General features: G+C 60.2%; 18 protein-coding genes. 13 read left to right on the top strand and 5 right to left on the bottom strand.

Annotated elements, in window-relative coordinates:
• Positions 1-233: 233 nt before the first annotated feature.
• Positions 234-1,199 (top strand): LysR family transcriptional regulator, encoded by a 966-nt coding sequence (locus tag J5Y17_RS08655; RefSeq protein ID WP_219784827.1) that lies wholly within the window; start codon positions 234-236, stop codon positions 1,197-1,199.
• Between the two features lie 51 nt (positions 1,200-1,250).
• Here J5Y17_RS08655 and J5Y17_RS08650 read toward each other — a convergent pair whose 3' ends face one another.
• Positions 1,251-1,613: a rhodanese-like domain-containing protein gene (locus J5Y17_RS08650; protein WP_219784826.1), complete on the bottom strand. Its 363-nt coding sequence runs from the start codon at positions 1,611-1,613 to the stop codon at positions 1,251-1,253.
• A 221-nt stretch (positions 1,614-1,834) separates the two neighbouring features.
• On the opposite strand from J5Y17_RS08650, the gene uvrA reads away from it, so the two are divergent.
• A complete protein-coding gene (uvrA, locus tag J5Y17_RS08645; protein WP_219784825.1) occupies positions 1,835-4,699 on the top strand; it encodes an excinuclease ABC subunit UvrA in 2,865 nt (954 codons plus the stop codon).
• On the top strand, positions 4,696-5,115 hold the full coding sequence (locus J5Y17_RS08640) for an NUDIX hydrolase (RefSeq protein ID WP_219784824.1): 420 nt from the start codon (positions 4,696-4,698) through the stop codon (positions 5,113-5,115). The genes uvrA and J5Y17_RS08640 overlap by 4 nt, the downstream gene beginning before the upstream one ends.
• Here the strand turns inward: J5Y17_RS08640 and J5Y17_RS08635 are convergent.
• Together J5Y17_RS08635 and serS are read right to left on the bottom strand one after the other, a co-directional pair.
• Positions 5,087-5,806, bottom strand: coding sequence for a hypothetical protein (locus tag J5Y17_RS08635; RefSeq protein WP_219784823.1), 720 nt, complete (start codon positions 5,804-5,806; stop codon positions 5,087-5,089). The two genes, J5Y17_RS08640 and J5Y17_RS08635, sit on opposite strands and share 29 nt — an antisense overlap.
• Positions 5,807-5,880: 74 nt before the next feature.
• Entirely contained in the window at positions 5,881-7,173 is a 1,293-nt protein-coding gene (gene serS / locus J5Y17_RS08630; RefSeq protein WP_219784822.1) for a serine--tRNA ligase, read from the bottom strand.
• 164 nt (positions 7,174-7,337) lie between these two features.
• On the opposite strand from serS, the gene J5Y17_RS08625 reads away from it, so the two are divergent.
• From J5Y17_RS08625 to J5Y17_RS08585, 9 genes are all read left to right on the top strand, one after another.
• Entirely contained in the window at positions 7,338-7,736 is a 399-nt protein-coding gene (locus tag J5Y17_RS08625; protein WP_219784821.1) for a VOC family protein, read from the top strand.
• A gap of 121 nt (positions 7,737-7,857) precedes the next feature.
• On the top strand, positions 7,858-8,187 hold the full coding sequence (gene yajC / locus J5Y17_RS08620) for a preprotein translocase subunit YajC (RefSeq protein ID WP_219784820.1): 330 nt from the start codon (positions 7,858-7,860) through the stop codon (positions 8,185-8,187).
• 73 nt (positions 8,188-8,260) lie between these two features.
• A complete protein-coding gene (gene secD / locus J5Y17_RS08615) occupies positions 8,261-10,888 on the top strand; it encodes a protein translocase subunit SecD (RefSeq protein ID WP_219784819.1) in 2,628 nt (875 codons plus the stop codon).
• A gap of 76 nt (positions 10,889-10,964) precedes the next feature.
• Positions 10,965-11,318, top strand: a complete 354-nt coding sequence (locus tag J5Y17_RS08610; protein ID WP_219784818.1) for an Mth938-like domain-containing protein — start codon at positions 10,965-10,967, stop codon at positions 11,316-11,318.
• A 55-nt stretch (positions 11,319-11,373) separates the two neighbouring features.
• Complete coding sequence (ccmA, locus tag J5Y17_RS08605) at positions 11,374-11,994, top strand: heme ABC exporter ATP-binding protein CcmA (protein ID WP_219784817.1); 621 nt, start codon at positions 11,374-11,376, stop codon at positions 11,992-11,994.
• Positions 11,991-12,647: a heme exporter protein CcmB gene (gene ccmB / locus J5Y17_RS08600; protein ID WP_219784816.1), complete on the top strand. Its 657-nt coding sequence runs from the start codon at positions 11,991-11,993 to the stop codon at positions 12,645-12,647. The genes ccmA and ccmB overlap by 4 nt, the downstream gene beginning before the upstream one ends.
• A gap of 58 nt (positions 12,648-12,705) precedes the next feature.
• The gene (locus tag J5Y17_RS08595) at positions 12,706-13,455 is read left to right on the top strand and encodes a heme ABC transporter permease (protein WP_219784815.1); all 750 of its coding nucleotides are present in this window, start codon (positions 12,706-12,708) and stop codon (positions 13,453-13,455) included.
• Positions 13,448-13,600 carry a heme exporter protein CcmD gene (ccmD, locus tag J5Y17_RS08590; protein ID WP_219784814.1) on the top strand — a complete coding sequence of 51 codons (153 nt, stop codon included), beginning with the start codon at positions 13,448-13,450 and terminating at the stop codon, positions 13,598-13,600. Before J5Y17_RS08595 ends, ccmD begins: the two co-directional genes overlap by 8 nt.
• Positions 13,593-14,132 (top strand): DsbE family thiol:disulfide interchange protein, encoded by a 540-nt coding sequence (locus tag J5Y17_RS08585; RefSeq protein WP_219784813.1) that lies wholly within the window; start codon positions 13,593-13,595, stop codon positions 14,130-14,132. The genes ccmD and J5Y17_RS08585 overlap by 8 nt, the downstream gene beginning before the upstream one ends.
• Before the next feature lie 211 nt (positions 14,133-14,343).
• On the opposite strand, the gene J5Y17_RS08580 is transcribed toward J5Y17_RS08585, so the two are convergent.
• Positions 14,344-15,621, bottom strand: a complete 1,278-nt coding sequence (locus tag J5Y17_RS08580) for an O-acetylhomoserine aminocarboxypropyltransferase/cysteine synthase family protein (RefSeq protein WP_219784812.1) — start codon at positions 15,619-15,621, stop codon at positions 14,344-14,346.
• 387 nt (positions 15,622-16,008) lie between these two features.
• Between J5Y17_RS08580 and arsC the strand changes: the two genes are divergently transcribed.
• On the top strand, positions 16,009-16,350 hold the full coding sequence (arsC, locus tag J5Y17_RS08575) for an arsenate reductase (glutaredoxin) (protein ID WP_219784811.1): 342 nt from the start codon (positions 16,009-16,011) through the stop codon (positions 16,348-16,350).
• Here the strand turns inward: arsC and J5Y17_RS08570 are convergent.
• On the bottom strand, positions 16,334-17,086 hold the full coding sequence (locus J5Y17_RS08570) for a YafY family protein (RefSeq protein WP_219784810.1): 753 nt from the start codon (positions 17,084-17,086) through the stop codon (positions 16,334-16,336). The two genes, arsC and J5Y17_RS08570, sit on opposite strands and share 17 nt — an antisense overlap.
• Position 17,087 lies beyond the last annotated feature (1 nt).

The raw sequence follows: 17,087 nt of genomic DNA, 5'->3' as shown, positions 1-17,087 counted from the left end.
CGCACCCGACGATGTCGGAAATGATGCACGAATCCGTGCTGGCCGCTTACGGCCGGGCGCTTCACATCTAAGGGCGACACACGCGCCAGTGAGAGAGATCGGCCGCGCTTCGGTGCGGCTGATTTGTTTTGATACAGGCGGCATGCATTTCGCTTGATGTATCAATATCTGTGATGGGTGATATTATATGCGCCCCTCTTGTGCATAAATGTAGGTCATGTAATCTGACGCTTATGACTGATTGGGATTCTCTTCGTTATATTCTCGCCGTGGCGCGCGAGGGCGGGCTTTCGGGCGCGGCGCGTGTGCTTGGCGTGAACCATGCGACCGTGTCGCGGCAGTTGGCCAAGGCCGAAGACGCCGCAGGTGTTCGTTTCTTCACGCGTCTGGCGTCAGGCCTTCAGCCGACCGAAGCCGGGCAGGTTGCCATCGCGCACGCAGAAGAAGTCGAGGCGCGCATGGTTGCGCTCGATATGGCTTTGGCGGCGCGGGATGAGACCGAAGAAGGCGAGTTGAAAGTGACCATTCCGCCTTTGATGGCGGAAGACAACTTTGCCGAAGACATCAAGGAATTCAAAGCGCTGCATCCGGGGATCGACGTTCATCTTTTGGGTGCGACCGAGGTACTGAACCTGCACCGGCGCGAGGCGGATGTGGCCATTCGTGTGACCCAATCGCCGGAAGAAAGCCTTTGGGGCCGCATGGTAACACCGCAACGTGCTGGGTGGTTTGCCTCGCCAGAGTTTGTTGAGCGCTACAAGGACGTGTTGGAGCGCCGCGATATGGAGACGGCGCTGCCTTATATCGCCTTCTCTGCTTGGTTCACCACGACGCCCGCGGGGCTTTTCTCTGACCTGCCGCCCGTGCGTGCGGCAATCAAAACCGACGATATGGTCTCCGCCATGTCATTGGCGCGTCAGGGTATGGGCATGGTGCGCACCTCGCATCTTTTGGGGTCGAGCGATCCCAAACTGGTGCGCGTGCCGGGCGTGCCTTTGTCCGATCACATCCCGATCTGGGTGCTGACCCATCCCGATCTGCGCCATGTCCCGCGTGTGACGGAATTCATGCGCTTTATCGCCAACCGGATTACGGCCCGGCGCGCGCTCTACATGGGGCCGGACGAGCCCTCGGCCGATGCGGCAACGCGGTCCGATGGGGCGAAACTCGAGGGCACGATCAGCGAGATTGCAGAATAAAAGAACGGCCCCAAGTTGAAACTTGGGGCCGCTTTTTTCGACCGGGGGCGGTTAGACGTTGTGCAGTTCACCACCGCCCGACACCCAATCATGTAGGCCGCCGAGGTTTTGCACATCTTCATGGCCCAGTGATTTCAAAAGCCTCACGCCGCCCGACGACCGTGCCCCGGAGGCGCAATAGAGCACCTTCGTGGTGGTCGTGTCCTTCATTTCCGGCAGGCAGTTGGGCGAGTTGGGATCGCACTTCGCCTGAAGCTCTTGCAGAGGAATATGCAGCGCACCTTTCGCGGTGCCGGACATATGTAGTTCCATCGCATCGCGCACATCAACGAGCACTAAGGTGCCTTTCGCCATGCCGGCTCTTACATCATCCACGGAGATTTTCGGGGCGCCGCCGCCAAACAATCCAAACATAGGGGTCACCTTCGCAGTTCTTTGTTGCCTTCTTTTACCGCAGGACGGGTGGGGGCGTCTGTGATGTAATCACGCTGGGCCGCCGGGGAGGCGATCTGACGTGTTTCTGTGGTTAAAAAAGGGGCGACAGGCGCGCTAGTTCTTGTTATGTTCTCAATTTCCTGTTGGAAGAGGCAACGCTCTCCACTAGATAAGAGGGCAGAATCCGAGTGGGGTGCCCGATGGCCGAGTTGAAATCGATCGAAGTGCGCGGTGCGCGCGAACACAATCTCAAAAGCGTAGATGTGGATATCCCCCGAGACGAATTGGTGGTGATCACCGGGCTGTCCGGCTCGGGCAAATCCTCGCTGGCCTTTGATACGATCTATGCCGAAGGGCAGCGGCGCTATGTCGAAAGTCTTTCGGCCTATGCACGGCAGTTTTTGGACATGATGGGCAAGCCGGATGTGGATCACATTTCCGGTCTCAGCCCTGCAATTTCCATCGAGCAAAAGACCACGTCGAAGAACCCTCGTTCGACCGTGGGCACGGTGACGGAGATTTACGACTACCTGCGTCTGCTGTTTGCGCGCGCGGGCACTCCCTATAGCCCTACGACCGGCGAGCCGATTGAGGCGCAGCAGGTGCAGGACATGGTGGACATCACCATGCGGATGGAAGAAGGCACGCGAGGATACCTCTTGGCGCCCATCGTGCGCGACCGCAAAGGCGAATATCGCAAGGAATTTCTGGAGCTTAGAAAGCAGGGTTTTCAGCGGGTGAAGGTCGATGGCGAGTTCTATGACCTCGACGAGCCGCCCACGCTGGACAAAAAATTCCGTCACAACATCGACGTGGTGGTGGACCGGATCGTGGTGCGTGAGGGCTTGGAAACCCGGCTGGCGGACAGCCTGCGCACCGCTCTGGATCTGGCCGATGGCATCGCCATTCTGGAAACCGCGCCGAAAGAGGGCGACCCGGAACGCATCACGTTTTCCGAGAATTTCGCCTGTCCGGTGTCTGGGTTTACGATCCCCGAAATTGAACCGCGGCTGTTTTCCTTTAACGCGCCTTTCGGCGCCTGCCCGCATTGTGACGGGCTTGGCGTCGAGCTGTTCTTTGACGAACGCCTTGTGGTGCCGGATGCAGCGCTGAAAGTGGCCGACGGGGCGATTGCACCCTGGCGCAAGGGCAAGACGCCCTATTTCCTGCAAACCATTGAGGCGCTTGCGAAACATTACGGGTTCAAACCCTCGACGCCGTGGAAAAACTTGCCCGCCAAGGTGCAGAACATGTTCCTCTACGGCTCCGGTGAGGAAGAGATCAAATTCCGCTATGACGACGGCGGGCGGGTCTATGAGATCGAACGCAGCTTTGAGGGTGTGATCCCCAATATGGAGCGGCGCTATCGCGAGACCGACAGCAATTGGGTGCGCGAAGAATTCGAGCGTTACCAGAACAACCGGCCCTGTGGCCATTGCGGCGGCTATCGCCTGCGTGAGGAGGCTCTGGCCGTTAAGATCGACCAGCATCACGTCGGGCAGGTGGTGGAGAAATCCATCAAGGAGGCGTTCCAATGGATCGACGGGGTGATGGAGACGCTCAGCCCGCAGAAACAGGAGATCGCGCGGGCCATCGTCAAGGAGATCCGTGAACGGCTCGGGTTCCTGAACAATGTCGGCCTCGAATACCTCACGATGAGCCGCAACGCAGGCACCTTGTCGGGCGGCGAGAGCCAGCGGATTCGTCTGGCGTCGCAGATCGGCTCGGGGCTTCAGGGTGTGCTTTATGTCCTCGATGAGCCATCCATCGGCTTGCACCAGCGCGACAACGACCGGCTGATCGGCACGCTCAAGAACCTGCGCGATCAGGGCAACACGGTGATCGTGGTCGAGCATGACGAGGACATGATCCGCGAGGCGGATTACGTCTTTGACATGGGGCCGGGCGCGGGGGTGCATGGCGGTCAGGTGGTCGCCAAAGGCACGCCGCAGGAGATCGAAGGGGACGCCGCTTCGCTCACCGGGCAATATCTGTCGGGCACGCGCGAGATCGCCGTGCCGACCGCGCGCCGTAAGGGCAATGGCAAGAAATTGACCGTGGTGAAAGCGACCGGCAACAACCTCAAAGAGGTCACCGCCGACTTCCCGCTGGGCAAATTCGTCTGCGTTTCCGGCGTGTCGGGCGGGGGCAAATCGACGCTCACCATCGAGACACTGTACAAGACCGCCGCGACACGTTTGAACGGCGCGCGGGAGACGCCTGCGCCCTGCGAAACCATCAAGGGGTTCGAGCATCTCGACAAGGTCATCGACATCGACCAACGTCCCATCGGCCGCACCCCGCGGTCGAACCCGGCGACCTATACGGGTGCCTTCACCCCGATCCGCGACTGGTTCGCCGGTCTGCCGGAATCGAAAGCGCGCGGGTACAAGCCGGGGCGGTTCTCTTTCAACGTCAAAGGTGGGCGCTGTGAGGCCTGTCAGGGCGACGGTGTGATCAAGATCGAGATGCATTTCCTGCCCGATGTCTACGTCGAATGCGAGACCTGCAAGGGCAAGCGCTACAATCGTGAAACGCTGGAAATTCAGTTTAAAGGCAAAAGCATAGCCGACGTTCTTGATATGACGGTCGAGGATGCGCAGGAGTTCTTCAAAGCGGTGCCGTCGATCCGTGAAAAGATGGATGCGCTGATGCGGGTCGGCCTTGGCTACATCAAGGTCGGGCAACAGGCGACGACGCTTTCGGGCGGTGAGGCGCAACGCGTGAAGCTGTCGAAAGAGCTCGCGAAACGCTCTACGGGGCGGACGCTTTATATCCTCGACGAGCCCACCACGGGTCTGCATTTCGAAGATGTGAAGAAGCTGTTGGAAGTGCTGCACGAGCTGGTCGATCAGGGCAATTCGATGATCGTGATCGAGCACAATCTCGACGTGATCAAGACCGCCGACCATATCATCGACATCGGTCCCGAGGGTGGCGATGGCGGGGGTCAGATCGTCGCCTCCGGCACGCCCGAAGAGGTGGCCGAGGTCGCGACGTCGCACACCGGGCGTTACCTCAAGCCGATGCTGGACAAAGCCGCCAATCGGAAGGCGGCGGAATGAGCGGCATGCCAAAGCTCGCGGTGCTTGCAGTCTGTGAGCGCGACGGAAAATTCCTCACGGTCCAGCGCGGCAAAGCGCCCGCGCGCGGCTCATGGGGCTTTCCCGGCGGGCATGTGGAGTTCGGCGAGACGCTGGCCGAGGCGGCGGTGCGGGAACTCCATGAGGAGACTGGCGTGGTGGCGACTGCGGGTGCCGTAATCGACCACGTCGAATTAATCGAAGCGGGCTCCTATCACTTCCTGCTCATGGCGGTGCGCTGTGACTATGTTTCAGGCGAACCGTTGGCTGCCGACGATGCGGCGGATGTGGATTGGATGAGCCTCGAAGATCTTCTGACGACCACCCGCGAATTGTCAAAAGACGTCACGCGCGTGGCGCAAAATGCGCTTAGGGCGCGGGGCGTCGCCACGCTTTGAGCGCAAGCGCCAAAAGCAACACCGTGCCAAGACCGGCCAGCGTCGCAACTCCCCATTCCGAACCCCAGTTTTTCACCACGATGGCGACCAAAGCCCAAGCCGTGCCCAGTGGATAAAGCGGCGCGTCGGGCCGCAGACGGCTGCCCGCATAGGCCACCGCAAGCGCGCCGATGAGGCAAATATAGGCCCAGCCGACCGCGCCGAAGATAATGCCATAGCCCGCGCCGACATAGCCCAAAGAGGCAAAGGACGCCGCCGTCAGCCAGCCCGCGAAAAGCGCATTGGGCGCGCGGGCCAGCCACGGATCAAGCACGGGGGCGTGGCTCATGGCTTTGAGCGCGAATGCCAACATGGCAAAGATCATCACGGTGGCGAGGATCGGGCTGGCGACCGCGACGCTGAGCCAAGGCGCGCCGATCACGAGCGCAATGATCAGCGGCCCCCGCATCGGCGCCCAGTCGGGGGCGTCATGGCGTTTGAGGCCGACGGCAGCGGAAATGATCAGCCAGAGGTAAATCACCCCCCAGATCGAGAACGCATATCCCGCAGGCCCCACGGGCGCATTGTCTTGCGGGATCGGGAAATCTGCTTGGTCGTAGCCCCGGAAATCGGGCGCCAGAAGTGGGCCTGCGATGGCGAAGGCCAGAGCAGCGGCGAGGTGGAGAAGGGCGATCAGGCGTGTCTTGGTCATAGGATTGATCTAGAACGAAAAACGGCGCCGTAAAGGGCGCCGTTTGTTTGAGTATTTGTCGCAGCAAAGGAGGTTCAGACGAGGTGACCTTCGGCTGTCAGCGTCAGCTTGCCGCGCAGGTAGGGCGAGAGCGCCTCGGGCAGGGTGACGGAGCCGTCGGCGTTCTGGCCGTTTTCCAGCACGGCGATGAGCGTGCGGCCGACCGCAAGGCCCGAACCGTTCAGCGTGTGGAGAAATTCCGGCTTGCCACCGTCTTTAGGCTTGAACCGCGCGTTCATGCGGCGGGCCTGAAAATCGCCACAGGTCGAGACCGAAGAGATCTCGCGGTATTTGTCCTGACCGGGCAGCCAGACTTCGATGTCATGGGTGCGCACGGCGCCAAATCCGATGTCGCCGGAACAGAGTTTCACGGTGCGGTAGGGCAGGCCGAGGGCCTCAAGGATGTTCTGCGCCTGGGTGGTCATGCGGATGTGCTCCGCCTCAGATTCGTCGGGGCGGGTGATGGAGACCATCTCGACCTTTTCGAACTGGTGCTGGCGCAGCATACCGGAGGTGTCGCGACCTGCGGAGCCGGCCTCAGAGCGGAAACATTGCGTGTCGGCGACATAGCGGCGTGGCAGGTAATCTTCGTCCACGGTCACATTGTTGACGATGTTCGTCAGCGTCACCTCGGCGGTCGGGATCAGCCACCAGCCATCGGTGGTTTTATAGCTGTCCTCGCCGAATTTCGGCAATTGCCCTGTGCCGTAGAGCATCTCTTCGCGCACCAGCACCGGCGTCATGGTTTCGGTCAGGCCATGGTTGTCGACATGGGTGTCGATCATGAACTGCGCCAACGCGCGGTGGATGCGGGCCACGGCGCCGGAGAGCAGGACAAAGCGCGCGCCGGAGAGTTTCGCCGCCGTCTCGAAATCCATCCCGGCTTTGACGCCTTCGATCTCGTAATGCTCTTTCGGCGCGAAATCGAACGTGGCGGGCGTGCCCCAGCGGTGAATTTCGACGTTGTCGTCTTCGTCCGCGCCATCCGGCACGTCGGCGGCCATGATATTGGGCAGGCCCATGAGGATGTCGCGCAGACGCTCGTCCTCGGCCTTGGCTTCGTCATTCAGCCGGGCAATTTCGGCCTTTTTCTCGGCCACTAGCGCGCGAAGGCGCTCGAACTCAGCCTCGTCGCCTTTCGCCTTGGCAGCGCCGACCTCTTTAGAGGCTTTGTTCTGCTCGGCCTTGGCTTCTTCCGCGGCGGCAATCTTGGCCCGGCGGTCGGCGTCGAGGGCGAGGACCTCGGAAGACACGCCAGACAACCCTCTGCGCGCCATGGCGGCGTCGAAAGCTTCGGGGTTTTCGCGAATGGCCTTGATGTCATGCATCGGTTGGGTCCTCGGAGGTTGGTTGATCTCGGCGCGGTTATGCAACAGGGGAAGGGAGGAGGGAAGGGGATTTCGGTGAATATCTGTCTCCGTCATGCTCTTGGCCCTTGCTTCCGGCCGTTGCCGCTCACATGTAGCCTTCACGATCGAAAAAGAGGGACATTATGACAGCCAAAGCCATTCACTCCTGTATCCGCGTCTTTGATGAGGCGCGGTCTGTTGCGTTTTATGAGGCGGCGTTTGGGCTGACGGTTGCGGAAAAGCTCGACTTCCCGGAGTTTGCGCTGATCTACATGTCGAACCCGCTTTCCGAGTTCGAGCTGGAATTGACCGTCAACAAAGGCACCTCAGAGCCTTATGATCTTGGCAATGGCTACGGGCATTTCGCGGTGTCGGTCGCGGACTTGGAGGCCGAGCACGCGCGCATGGACAAAGCCGGTCTCACTCCCGGCAAGGTTGTCGATTTCGCACCCGCTGGCACCCGCGTGGCGAAGTTCTTTTTCATCACCGACCCGGACGGCTACAAGATCGAGGTGATCCAGCGCGGCGGGCGCTTCAAGTAAGCGTTTAACAGAGCCGTGAAACCCTTCGCCCCTTGCTGGACAAGGGGAAAGGCCCACTATAGGGTGCGCGGCGACTTTCATGGGCGAAAAGCCCTCCCAAAGAGACACAAAGGACCAACAGATGCTCGTGACCCCCGCTTATGCGCAGGCCGCAGGTGGCGCCGCCGCCAACCCCGTAATGCAGTTCCTGCCGCTGATCCTGATCTTCGCGATCATGTATTTCCTCATGATCCGCCCGCAGCAAAAGAAGATGAAGCAGCACAAAGCGATGATCGAAGCCGTGCGTCGCGGTGACGAGGTCGTGACCGCTGGCGGCATCATGGGCAAGGTTGCCAAGGTGCGCGAAGACGGCTTTGTCGAGGTCGAGATCGCCGAGGGCGTCAAGGTCAAGGTTCAGAAGGCGACGCTCGCCAACGTGGTGTCGAAAACCGAACCTGCCGCGGAAAAGTAATTTCGCGCGCGTGAACATTCAAAGGCCCGCACTTGCGGGCCTTTCCCATTAAAAGACGTCTTAGGACATTCCCATGTTGCAAATGCCTCTCTGGAAACGGATCGTGATTTGGGGCCTCGTCGCCCTTGGCCTTTTGGCCGCGCTCCCCAATGCTTTTTACCCGCGGGTCGAAGGCCATAACGATGCGATCGTCGCCATCGAGAGAGCGGGTGAGACGCCCGAGCGCGCCGCAGCCCGAGATGCTTGGCCGTCGTTCCTGCCGTCGTCTTTGGTGAACCTGGGCCTCGATTTGCGCGGTGGCGCGCATCTCTTGGGCGAGGTTGAAGTGTCCGAGGTTTATGCTGCGCGCATGGATGCCTATTGGCCGGAGGTGCGTGATGCGCTGCGCGATGAGCGCGACAGGGTTGGCACGATCCGCCGTTTGGACGCCCCGACTGGCCAGCTTCGCGTGCGGATTTCCGAACCCGCAGGCATGGAAACCGCGCTGTCTGCCGTGCGCGCCTTGGGGACCGCCGTCGTGTCCCTGACCGCAGCGGGCGAACGCGACATCACCGTTTCCGCCACCAATGATATTATTACCGTGCAACTGTCGGAGGCTGAAAAAGCCGCTACCGACGATCGCACCATGCAGCAGTCTCTTGAGATCATTCGCCGCCGTGTGGATGAGGTCGGCACCCGCGAGCCGACGATCCAACGTCAGGGCGAGGACCGCATTCTCATTCAGGTTCCGGGCATTGGCTCCGCCGCCGAACTGAAATCGCTGATCGGCACCACCGCAAAGCTGACCTTCAATCCGGTCGTGGGCCGGACAACGAACCCGGACGAAGCCCCCGGCGCGCGCAACTTCCTCGCGCCGTCGATCAGCGAGCCGGGCGTCTATTACATTTTGGAGCAGACCGCTGTGGTCTCTGGCGATGAGTTGACCGACAGCCAACCGGCCTTTGACCAAAACGGGCGGCCTTCGGTGACCTTCCGGTTCAACCCGACCGGCGCGCGTAAGTTCGGTGACTACACCGCCGCCAATGTCGGCGCGCTGTTCGCTATCGTGCTCGACAACGAAGTGATCTCCGCGCCGCGCATTCAGGACGCGATCCGAGGCGGCTCTGGCCAGATCACCGGCTCTTTCTCCGTCGAGGAATCGACCGAACTGTCGGTGCTTTTGCGCGCAGGTGCGTTGCCCGCCAAGATCAACTTCCTCGAAGAACGGACCATCGGGCCTGAGTTGGGCGCCGACAGTATCGAAGCGGGCCGTATCGCTACGATGGTGGCTTTTGCTGCCGTGCTGCTCTTTATGGGGCTGGCCTACGGTCTCTTTGGTATGTTTGCCAATATCGCGCTCATCATCAACGTCGGGCTGTTGTTCGGTCTGTTGTCCTCCATCGGCGCGACGCTGACGCTGCCCGGGATCGCCGGGATCGTGCTTACGGTCGGGATGGCGGTCGACGCCAACGTGCTGATTTTCGAGCGCATCCGCGAGGAGTTGAAAAACTCGAAATCGACGGGCCGCGCCATCGAGCTTGGCTATGAAAAGGCGCTGTCGGCCATCATCGACGCCAACATCACCACCTTCATCACCGCAGCGATTCTCTTTGTCATGGGCTCCGGCCCGGTGAAAGGTTTTGCCGTGACGCTTGCGCTGGGTCTGATCACCTCGGTCTTTACTGCGATCTATGTGACCCGTGCCATGGTCGTCGCCTGGTATGGTCGCAAGAACCGCAAGGGTTGGAAACTCAACGGGGTCAATCTGGTGCCCGCCGAGACCGCGATTGATTTCTTCAAACGTGCGAAACTGACCTTTGGCTTCTCCGCCACGATGGTTGCGGTGGCGCTGGCCGCCTTCCTCGCCATCGGCCTCAATTTCGGCATCGACTTCAAAGGCGGCACGACCATTCGGACGCAATCCGAATCCGCCGTAGATGTGGGCGATTACCGCGCGGCGATGACCGATCTGGGTCTGGGCGACATTTCGATCACCGAGGTCTTCGATCCGAATTTCGACGAAAATCAACACGTCGCCATGGTCCGCATCCAGGCCCAAGACGATGTCGAAGCGATCACGCCGGAGACCATCCAACTGGTCGAAGACGCGCTCAAGACCGTCGATCCCTCGATCACCTTCCCTTCCGTCGAATCCGTCGGGCCGAAGGTCTCGGGTGAGTTGATCTGGACCGCGGTCGAGGCCGTGGCCGCCGCCATCGCCGCCGTGCTGTTCTACATCTGGCTGCGGTTTGAATGGCAATTCGCGGTCGGCGCCGTGGTGGCGCTGGTGCATGACGTGGCGATCACCATCGGCATCTTCGCGCTCTTTGGCATCCAGTTCGACCTCACGATCATTGCGGCTTTGCTGACCATCGTCGGCTACTCGCTCAACGACACCGTGGTCGTGTTCGACCGGGTGCGTGAGAACCTGCGCCGCTACAAAAAACTGGACCTCGCAGGCGTGTTGAACATGTCGATCAACGAGACCCTGTCACGGACGGTCATGACCTCCGGCACCACTTTGATCGCACTGATCGCGCTTCTGGTGCTGGGCGGCGACGTGATCCGGGGCTTTGTCTTTGCGATGACCTTGGGCGTTGTGGTCGGCACCTGGTCGTCTGTGTTTGTCGCCTCCAACATCCTGTTGTGGCTCGGCGTCAAACGCGACTGGGACAAGAAAGAGCCCGCCAAAGGCATTCAGGCCGACGGCAGCGCGGTTTGACGCGCGGGTTTGAGTATTTTAAGCACAAAGGAAAGGCTCGCGCGGGACGCGGGCCTTTTTATCAAGGGAGACAGCCATGCAGTTCAATGAAATGCCGTTCGAGGATGCCGTGCCGGTGGATGGCTATGGTCCGAACATGTTTCGCATCGACGGCAAGGTCTATGAGGGCGCGATGCTGGTCTGTGGCGACACGGTGGTGCCTTGGGGTGGCTATGCCGACACGGCCTCTCTCATTGAGCTGCGCGGGCGGATTGATTTCATCGTGATCGGCACGGGGCCAGAGATGACCCATCTGCCCAAGGATTTCCGCGAAGCACTGGACGCGGCAGAGATCGGTTTGGAGCCGATGGCGACGCCGACGGCGGCGCGGACCTATAATGTGCTGGCCTCAGAGGGGCGGCGTGTCGCGGTGGCGTTGCTGCCCGTTTGATCGCGGCTTGATACAAGTCAGATAAGAATCTCAGAATCGCTGTAAACAGGGCCGCATGAGTTTGATTTCCGTAAAAGATCTGACCGTCTCACGTGGCGGTATGCCGGTGCTCGAAGGGCTGAGCTTTGCCGTCTCTGCGGGCGAGGTGTTGGTGCTGCGTGGCCCGAACGGTTCTGGCAAGACCACGCTCCTGCGCACGCTGGCCGGTTTGCAGCCGCCCTATGCGGGCGAGGTGACGGCCGAGCCCGAGAGCGTGGCCTATGCGGCTCATGCGGATGGGTTGAAAGCGACCTTGAGTGTGGCGGAGAACCTTGGCTTTTGGGCCGGGGTCTACGGTGGGCATGACATCGAGCCTGCGATCCAGCATTTCAATCTCGACGCGTTGCGCGACCGTCCGGCAGGGAACTTGTCGGCGGGGCAAAAGCGGCGTCTGGGTCTTGCGCGACTGATGGTGACCGGGCGCCCGATCTGGGTGCTGGACGAGCCGACGGTGTCTTTGGACGCGGCGTCTGTGATGCTCTTTGCCTCGGCGGTCAAAGCCCATGTTGCGGCGGGCGGGGCCGCCGTGATCGCGACCCATATTGATCTCGGTTTTGAGGAAACCGTCTTTGATGTGACGCCCTTCAAAGCCCGCATGGATGTGGTCCGCGACGATTTCGACGAGGCGTTCTTATGATCCGGCTGTTGTGGCGCGACATCACTCTGGCGTTCCGTTCTGGCGGCGGTTTCGGGCTTGGGCTCGGGTTCTTCCTGATCCTCGTGACGCTAGTGCCCTTTGGCGTTGGCCCCGATGGCGAGATGCTGAGTGCGATTGCGCCGGGCATCCTCTGGGTCGGTGCTTTGTTGGCCTGTCTTCTGTCGCTGGACCGGATTTTTGCGTTGGATTTCGAGGATGGCTCGCTCGATCTTTTGGCCACAGCTCCCATCCCGTTGGAGGGCGTGGTCGCGATGAAGGCTCTGGCGCATTGGATCACCACGGGTCTGCCCCTCGTGATCGCGGCGCCTGCGCTTGGGTTCCTTCTGCATCTCGACAGCGCGGCCTATCGTTGGCTGATCGTGACGCTGCTCATTGGCACACCTGCGTTGTCCTTCATCGGGTCTTTCGGGGCGGCGCTGACCGTGGGGCTGAAACGCGGCGGGCTGTTGATGAGCCTTCTGGTGCTGCCGCTTTACATTCCGACGCTGATTTTCGGCGCGGAGGTGGTCCGGCGTGGGGCAGGTGGCTTTCTGGTCGCTACTCCTTTGGCGATGCAGGCGGGGATCACTTTGGGGGCCATCGCCTTGCTGCCCTTTGCCGCAGCGGCGGCCATCCGGGTCGCTTTAAGGTGAGTTGAGATCATCTGCGCGAGAGCATAGTCTGGCGCGGACCATTGGGGAGAGAGCGAGAATGGCCATCAACTGGAATGCCTTTTGGGAATGGGCAAACCCGCGCAAATTCATGCGCTGGACTGACCGGGCTCTGCCCGTGATTTCGGTTCTGGCCGCTGTGATTTTCGTAAGTGGGCTCGTTTGGGGCTTTTTCTTCACGCCCGATGACTATCGTCAGGGCGCCACGGTCAAGATTTTCTACATCCACGTGCCGAGTGCGATGATGGCGATCAACATCTGGGCGATGATGTTGGTGGCCTCTCTCATCTGGATCGTGCGGCGGCATCATGTCTCGGCCTTGGCGGCGAAATCTGCCGCAGCGATTGGCATGACGATGACGCTGATCGCGCTGATCACAGGTGCCGTCTGGGGCAAGCCGATGTGGGGAACCTATTGGGAGTGGGACCCGCGGCTGACCTCGTTCCTGATCCTTTTGCTGTTCTACATCGGCTATATGGCGCTTTGGGAAGCGATCGATAATCCGGACACGGCGGCGGATCTGACCTCTGTACTCTGCCTTGTGGGCTCGGTCTTCGCTCTTCTCTCGCGTTATGCGGTTCTCTTTTGGAATCAGGGGCTTCACCAGGGGGCATCCCTGTCTCTGGATGCCGAGGAAAACGTCTCCGATGTCTATTGGTATCCCGCGCTCGTGGCGATTGCAGGGTTTGTTTTGCTGTTTGTCTCATTGGTGCTCCTGCGCACCCGGACTGAAATTCGCGCGCGCCGGTTGCACGCGCTTGAGATGCGCGAAAGGGTGAAAGATGCCTGATCTCGGAAAATATGCGGGCGACGTGTTGATGGCCTATGGCGCAACGCTTTTGCTTTTGGCCGGGTTGATCTGGTGGTCGCTGGTGCGGTCGGCCAAGGTGAAACGCCTTTTGAAAGCGGCTGAGGAGCGGAAAAATCATGGCTAAATTCAACCTGCTCATCGCGCTGCCGCCCTTGTTGTTTGGGGGGCTTGCGGGGCTATTCATGTTTGGCATGGGGCGTGAGGACGCGGAGCAATTGCCCAGCTCTCAGATCGGGCGCGCGGCGCCGTCGATTGAGGGGGTGGGGCCTCTGGGCGAACTTGCGCCGCTCTCGGATGACATGTTGCGGACAGGGGGCGTGAAACTGGTGAACTACTGGGCGTCTTGGTGTGCGCCCTGCCGCGCCGAGCATCCGCAACTCGAAACCTTGGCCGAAGAAGGCGTCACAATCTATGGCGTCAACTATAAGGACGAGACGGATAATGCTCTGAAATTCTTGAATGAACTGGGAAATCCCTTCGCTGCGGTCGGCCAGGACGAACCGGGCCGCACAGCGCTCGAATGGGGCCTCTACGGCGTGCCTGAAACCTATATCCTCAATGCCGAAGGCGAGATCGCCTACCGTTTCGCCGGTCCGATCACGGTCGAGATCATGGAGAAATACATCAAGCCAGAGATCGCAAAAGCCGGGCAGTGAGGGCGCATGATGTCGCTGTAACTTCCCCGTCTCTTGCAAGCGCATGATGTGCTTCTAGCACGCATTAAGATTAATCTGATTAAGGTTAATGCGTTGGTGTGAGGGGCTCTCTTTTGGTGTTCACATTGTGAACTTTGTACTCGCTTGTGAGGAGAGCCTAGAAAACCCGCCAAATTTTCGGCGGGGTTTGCATTTTTAACGCTCTAAAAGATCAGCTCAGAGCCTGATCCAGATCGCCGATCAGGTCGTTGGCATCCTCAATCCCGATGGACAGGCGCAGGATGTTCGGACCGGCGCCCGCTTTGACCTGCTCTTCCGGAGCAAGCTGACGGTGGGTCGTTGAGGCCGGGTGGATGACCAGCGAGCGGGTATCACCAAGGTTCGCCACATGCGAGAACAGCTTGAGCTTGGAGACGGTTTCGACGCAGGAATCATAGCCACCCTTGAGCGCCACGGTGAACAGCGCGCCTGCGCCGCGCGGGCAGATGCGGGTCATGCGGTCGTAATAGCTAGACGAGGGCAGGCCGCTATAGGTCACAGCCTCGACGCGGTCGTCGCCATTGAGCCAATTCGCGATTTCGCGGGCGTTCTGGACGTGTTTCTGCATCCGGAGCGACAGCGTCTCAATCCCCATCAACGTATAATGCGCCGCCTGCGGGTTCAGCGTCATGCCGAGGTCGCGCAGCCCCACGGCGATGCCGTGGAAGGTAAAGGCGAGCGGGCCGAAAGTGTCATGGAAATCAAGCCCATGGTAGGCGGGCTCGGGCTCAGAGAGCGACGGGAATTTGCCCGAAGCGGACCAGTCGAAGGTGCCGCTATCGACGATGCAGCCGCCGGTCACAGTGCCGTTGCCGGTGAGGTATTTTGTTGTGGAATGCACGACCAAGGTGGCGCCGTGGTTGATCGGATTGCAGAGATAGGGTGTCGCCGACGTGTTGTCGACGATCAGCGGAATTCCGGCTTTTCGGGCGATCTCGCCCAACGCGTCGAGGTCCATGATCGCACCCGTCGGGTTGGCGAGGCTTTCGCAGAAAATCGCCTGGGTGTTCTCGTCGATCGCGGCACGGACGGCGTCGAAATCGTCGAAATCCACGAATTTTGCGGACCAACCAAAGCGTTTGAAGGTCTGTGTGAATTGCGTCAGCGTGCCGCCATAGAGGCGGGTCGAGGCGACGATGTTCTTGCCCGGCGCCATGAGCGGGAAGAGCGCCATGATCTGCGCGGCATGTCCGGAGGAGCAACAAACAGCACCTGCGCCACCTTCGAGCGCGGCCATGCGGTTTTGCAAAGCGGCGACGGTCGGGTTCGTGAGGCGCGAATAAATATAGCCGACCTCTTCGAGGTTAAAAAGCCGGGCGGCATGATCGGCGTCTTTAAAGACATAGGCCGTGGTTTGGTAAATCGGCACCTGACGCGCGCCGGTGGCCGGATCCGGCTCGGTGCCTGCATGCACTTGAATCGTGTCAAAGCCTTGTTTTTTATCGGACATTTTGCCCTCCCTAATCGCAAAATCCCTGTGACCTTACGCGCGGTCGAACGCGCTTTCAACAGGGAGACTGACAACAGGGAGACTGCGCAAGGAGATGGTGAGCTCTGTTCAAGTGCTCGCGACCGCCTGACAGATTACGAGCGTTCAGCCCGCAAGGATCATGAAGGCGAAGAACGGCACCAGAAGCAGGAGCTCAGTCAGGGGGAGTGGGCTTTGTGGCAATGGGATATGGTTCATCATGCGTTTCATGATAACAGACCTCGGGCGTAATCGTTAATCAAAACTGACGTCAGGGCAGCTTGAAGCGGAAACAATGCGTTTCTCCTTTGTTCTTGTTGTCCGCGCTCCGCCGAGGGCGCAGGTTGTAGGAAACAAAGAGGTTCTGAGATGGCAACAATCTACCATAATCCTCGTTGCTCGAAGTCGCGCGAGACGCTGAAACTGATCGAGGCGGAAGGGATCACGCCCGAGGTCGTGCTCTACCTCGAGACACCGGTGTCGCGTGAAAAACTGGCCGAATTCGTGGCGCGCTCCGGCCTGCCTGCAAGCGCGTTTTTGCGGGCGAAAGAGGAGGAAGCGAAGGCGCTTGGGGTGACGGCAACATCCGACCCTGAGGTCATTTTGGATGCTATTGCAGCCCATCCTAGGCTGATGGAAAGGCCCGTGGTGGAAAGCGCGAAGGGCGTCGCTTTGGGACGTCCGCCCGAAGCGGTCAAATCTGTGTTGTAAGGCCTTCTTCCGCCATGATCCGACGCCCGTCCTCGCAGGCGGGCGATATCTTATAGCGGGTGCGCAACTCTGACATATAGTCGCGCAGCATCGGCACGCGGCGCGGGCGGAACGCCTCTTCGCCCAATGACAGAGACAGGATTGAGCCGACGAGAAATTGCCGAAATGCTCCGCGCAAACGACAATGGGCGAGCAGCATCAGCTCCTGATCGAGATAGACTATGGCCAGCGGCCAGATCATGCGCGTGCTCTCTCGCCCCTCCCGGTCGCGGTAACGCAGGTGCAGGGCGCGTTCCTCCCAACAGGCTTGGCGAATGAGCGAAAGGTCGGCTTCGTACTGTTTTTGTGGCTGATACCGGTGCACGAGCCCCACAGAATGTTCGATATGTGTGCGTTTTGTCTCTGGTAAACTAGCGGTGATCTTACTCAGCGCATCGCTTGCGGCCTGTGACAGCGCCGGATCTCCGCGCAGACGCACCTCGGACAGACCTAAGACCAGAGCCTCGATTTCCAACTGTGACAGGCTTTGCGGCGGCAGGGCGAAATCCTCGGTCAGGGTGTAGCCAAATCCCGCCTCTCCCTCGATCCGCGCACCGGCACAGCGCAACGCCTCAATGTCGCGATAGAGTGTGCGTTGAGAGACGCCGAGTTCCTGCGCCAAAAGAGTGGCCGTTACCGGCGGGCGCAGGCTGCGCATGAGATGCATCAGGCGAAACAGGCGATCCGATTTGGCCATA

The sequence above is a fragment of the Celeribacter sp. PS-C1 genome (genome assembly GCF_019429625.1).
In the GTDB taxonomy this organism is placed as follows: domain Bacteria; phylum Pseudomonadota; class Alphaproteobacteria; order Rhodobacterales; family Rhodobacteraceae; genus Celeribacter.
This window is presented reverse-complemented; position numbering and strand designations above follow the sequence as displayed.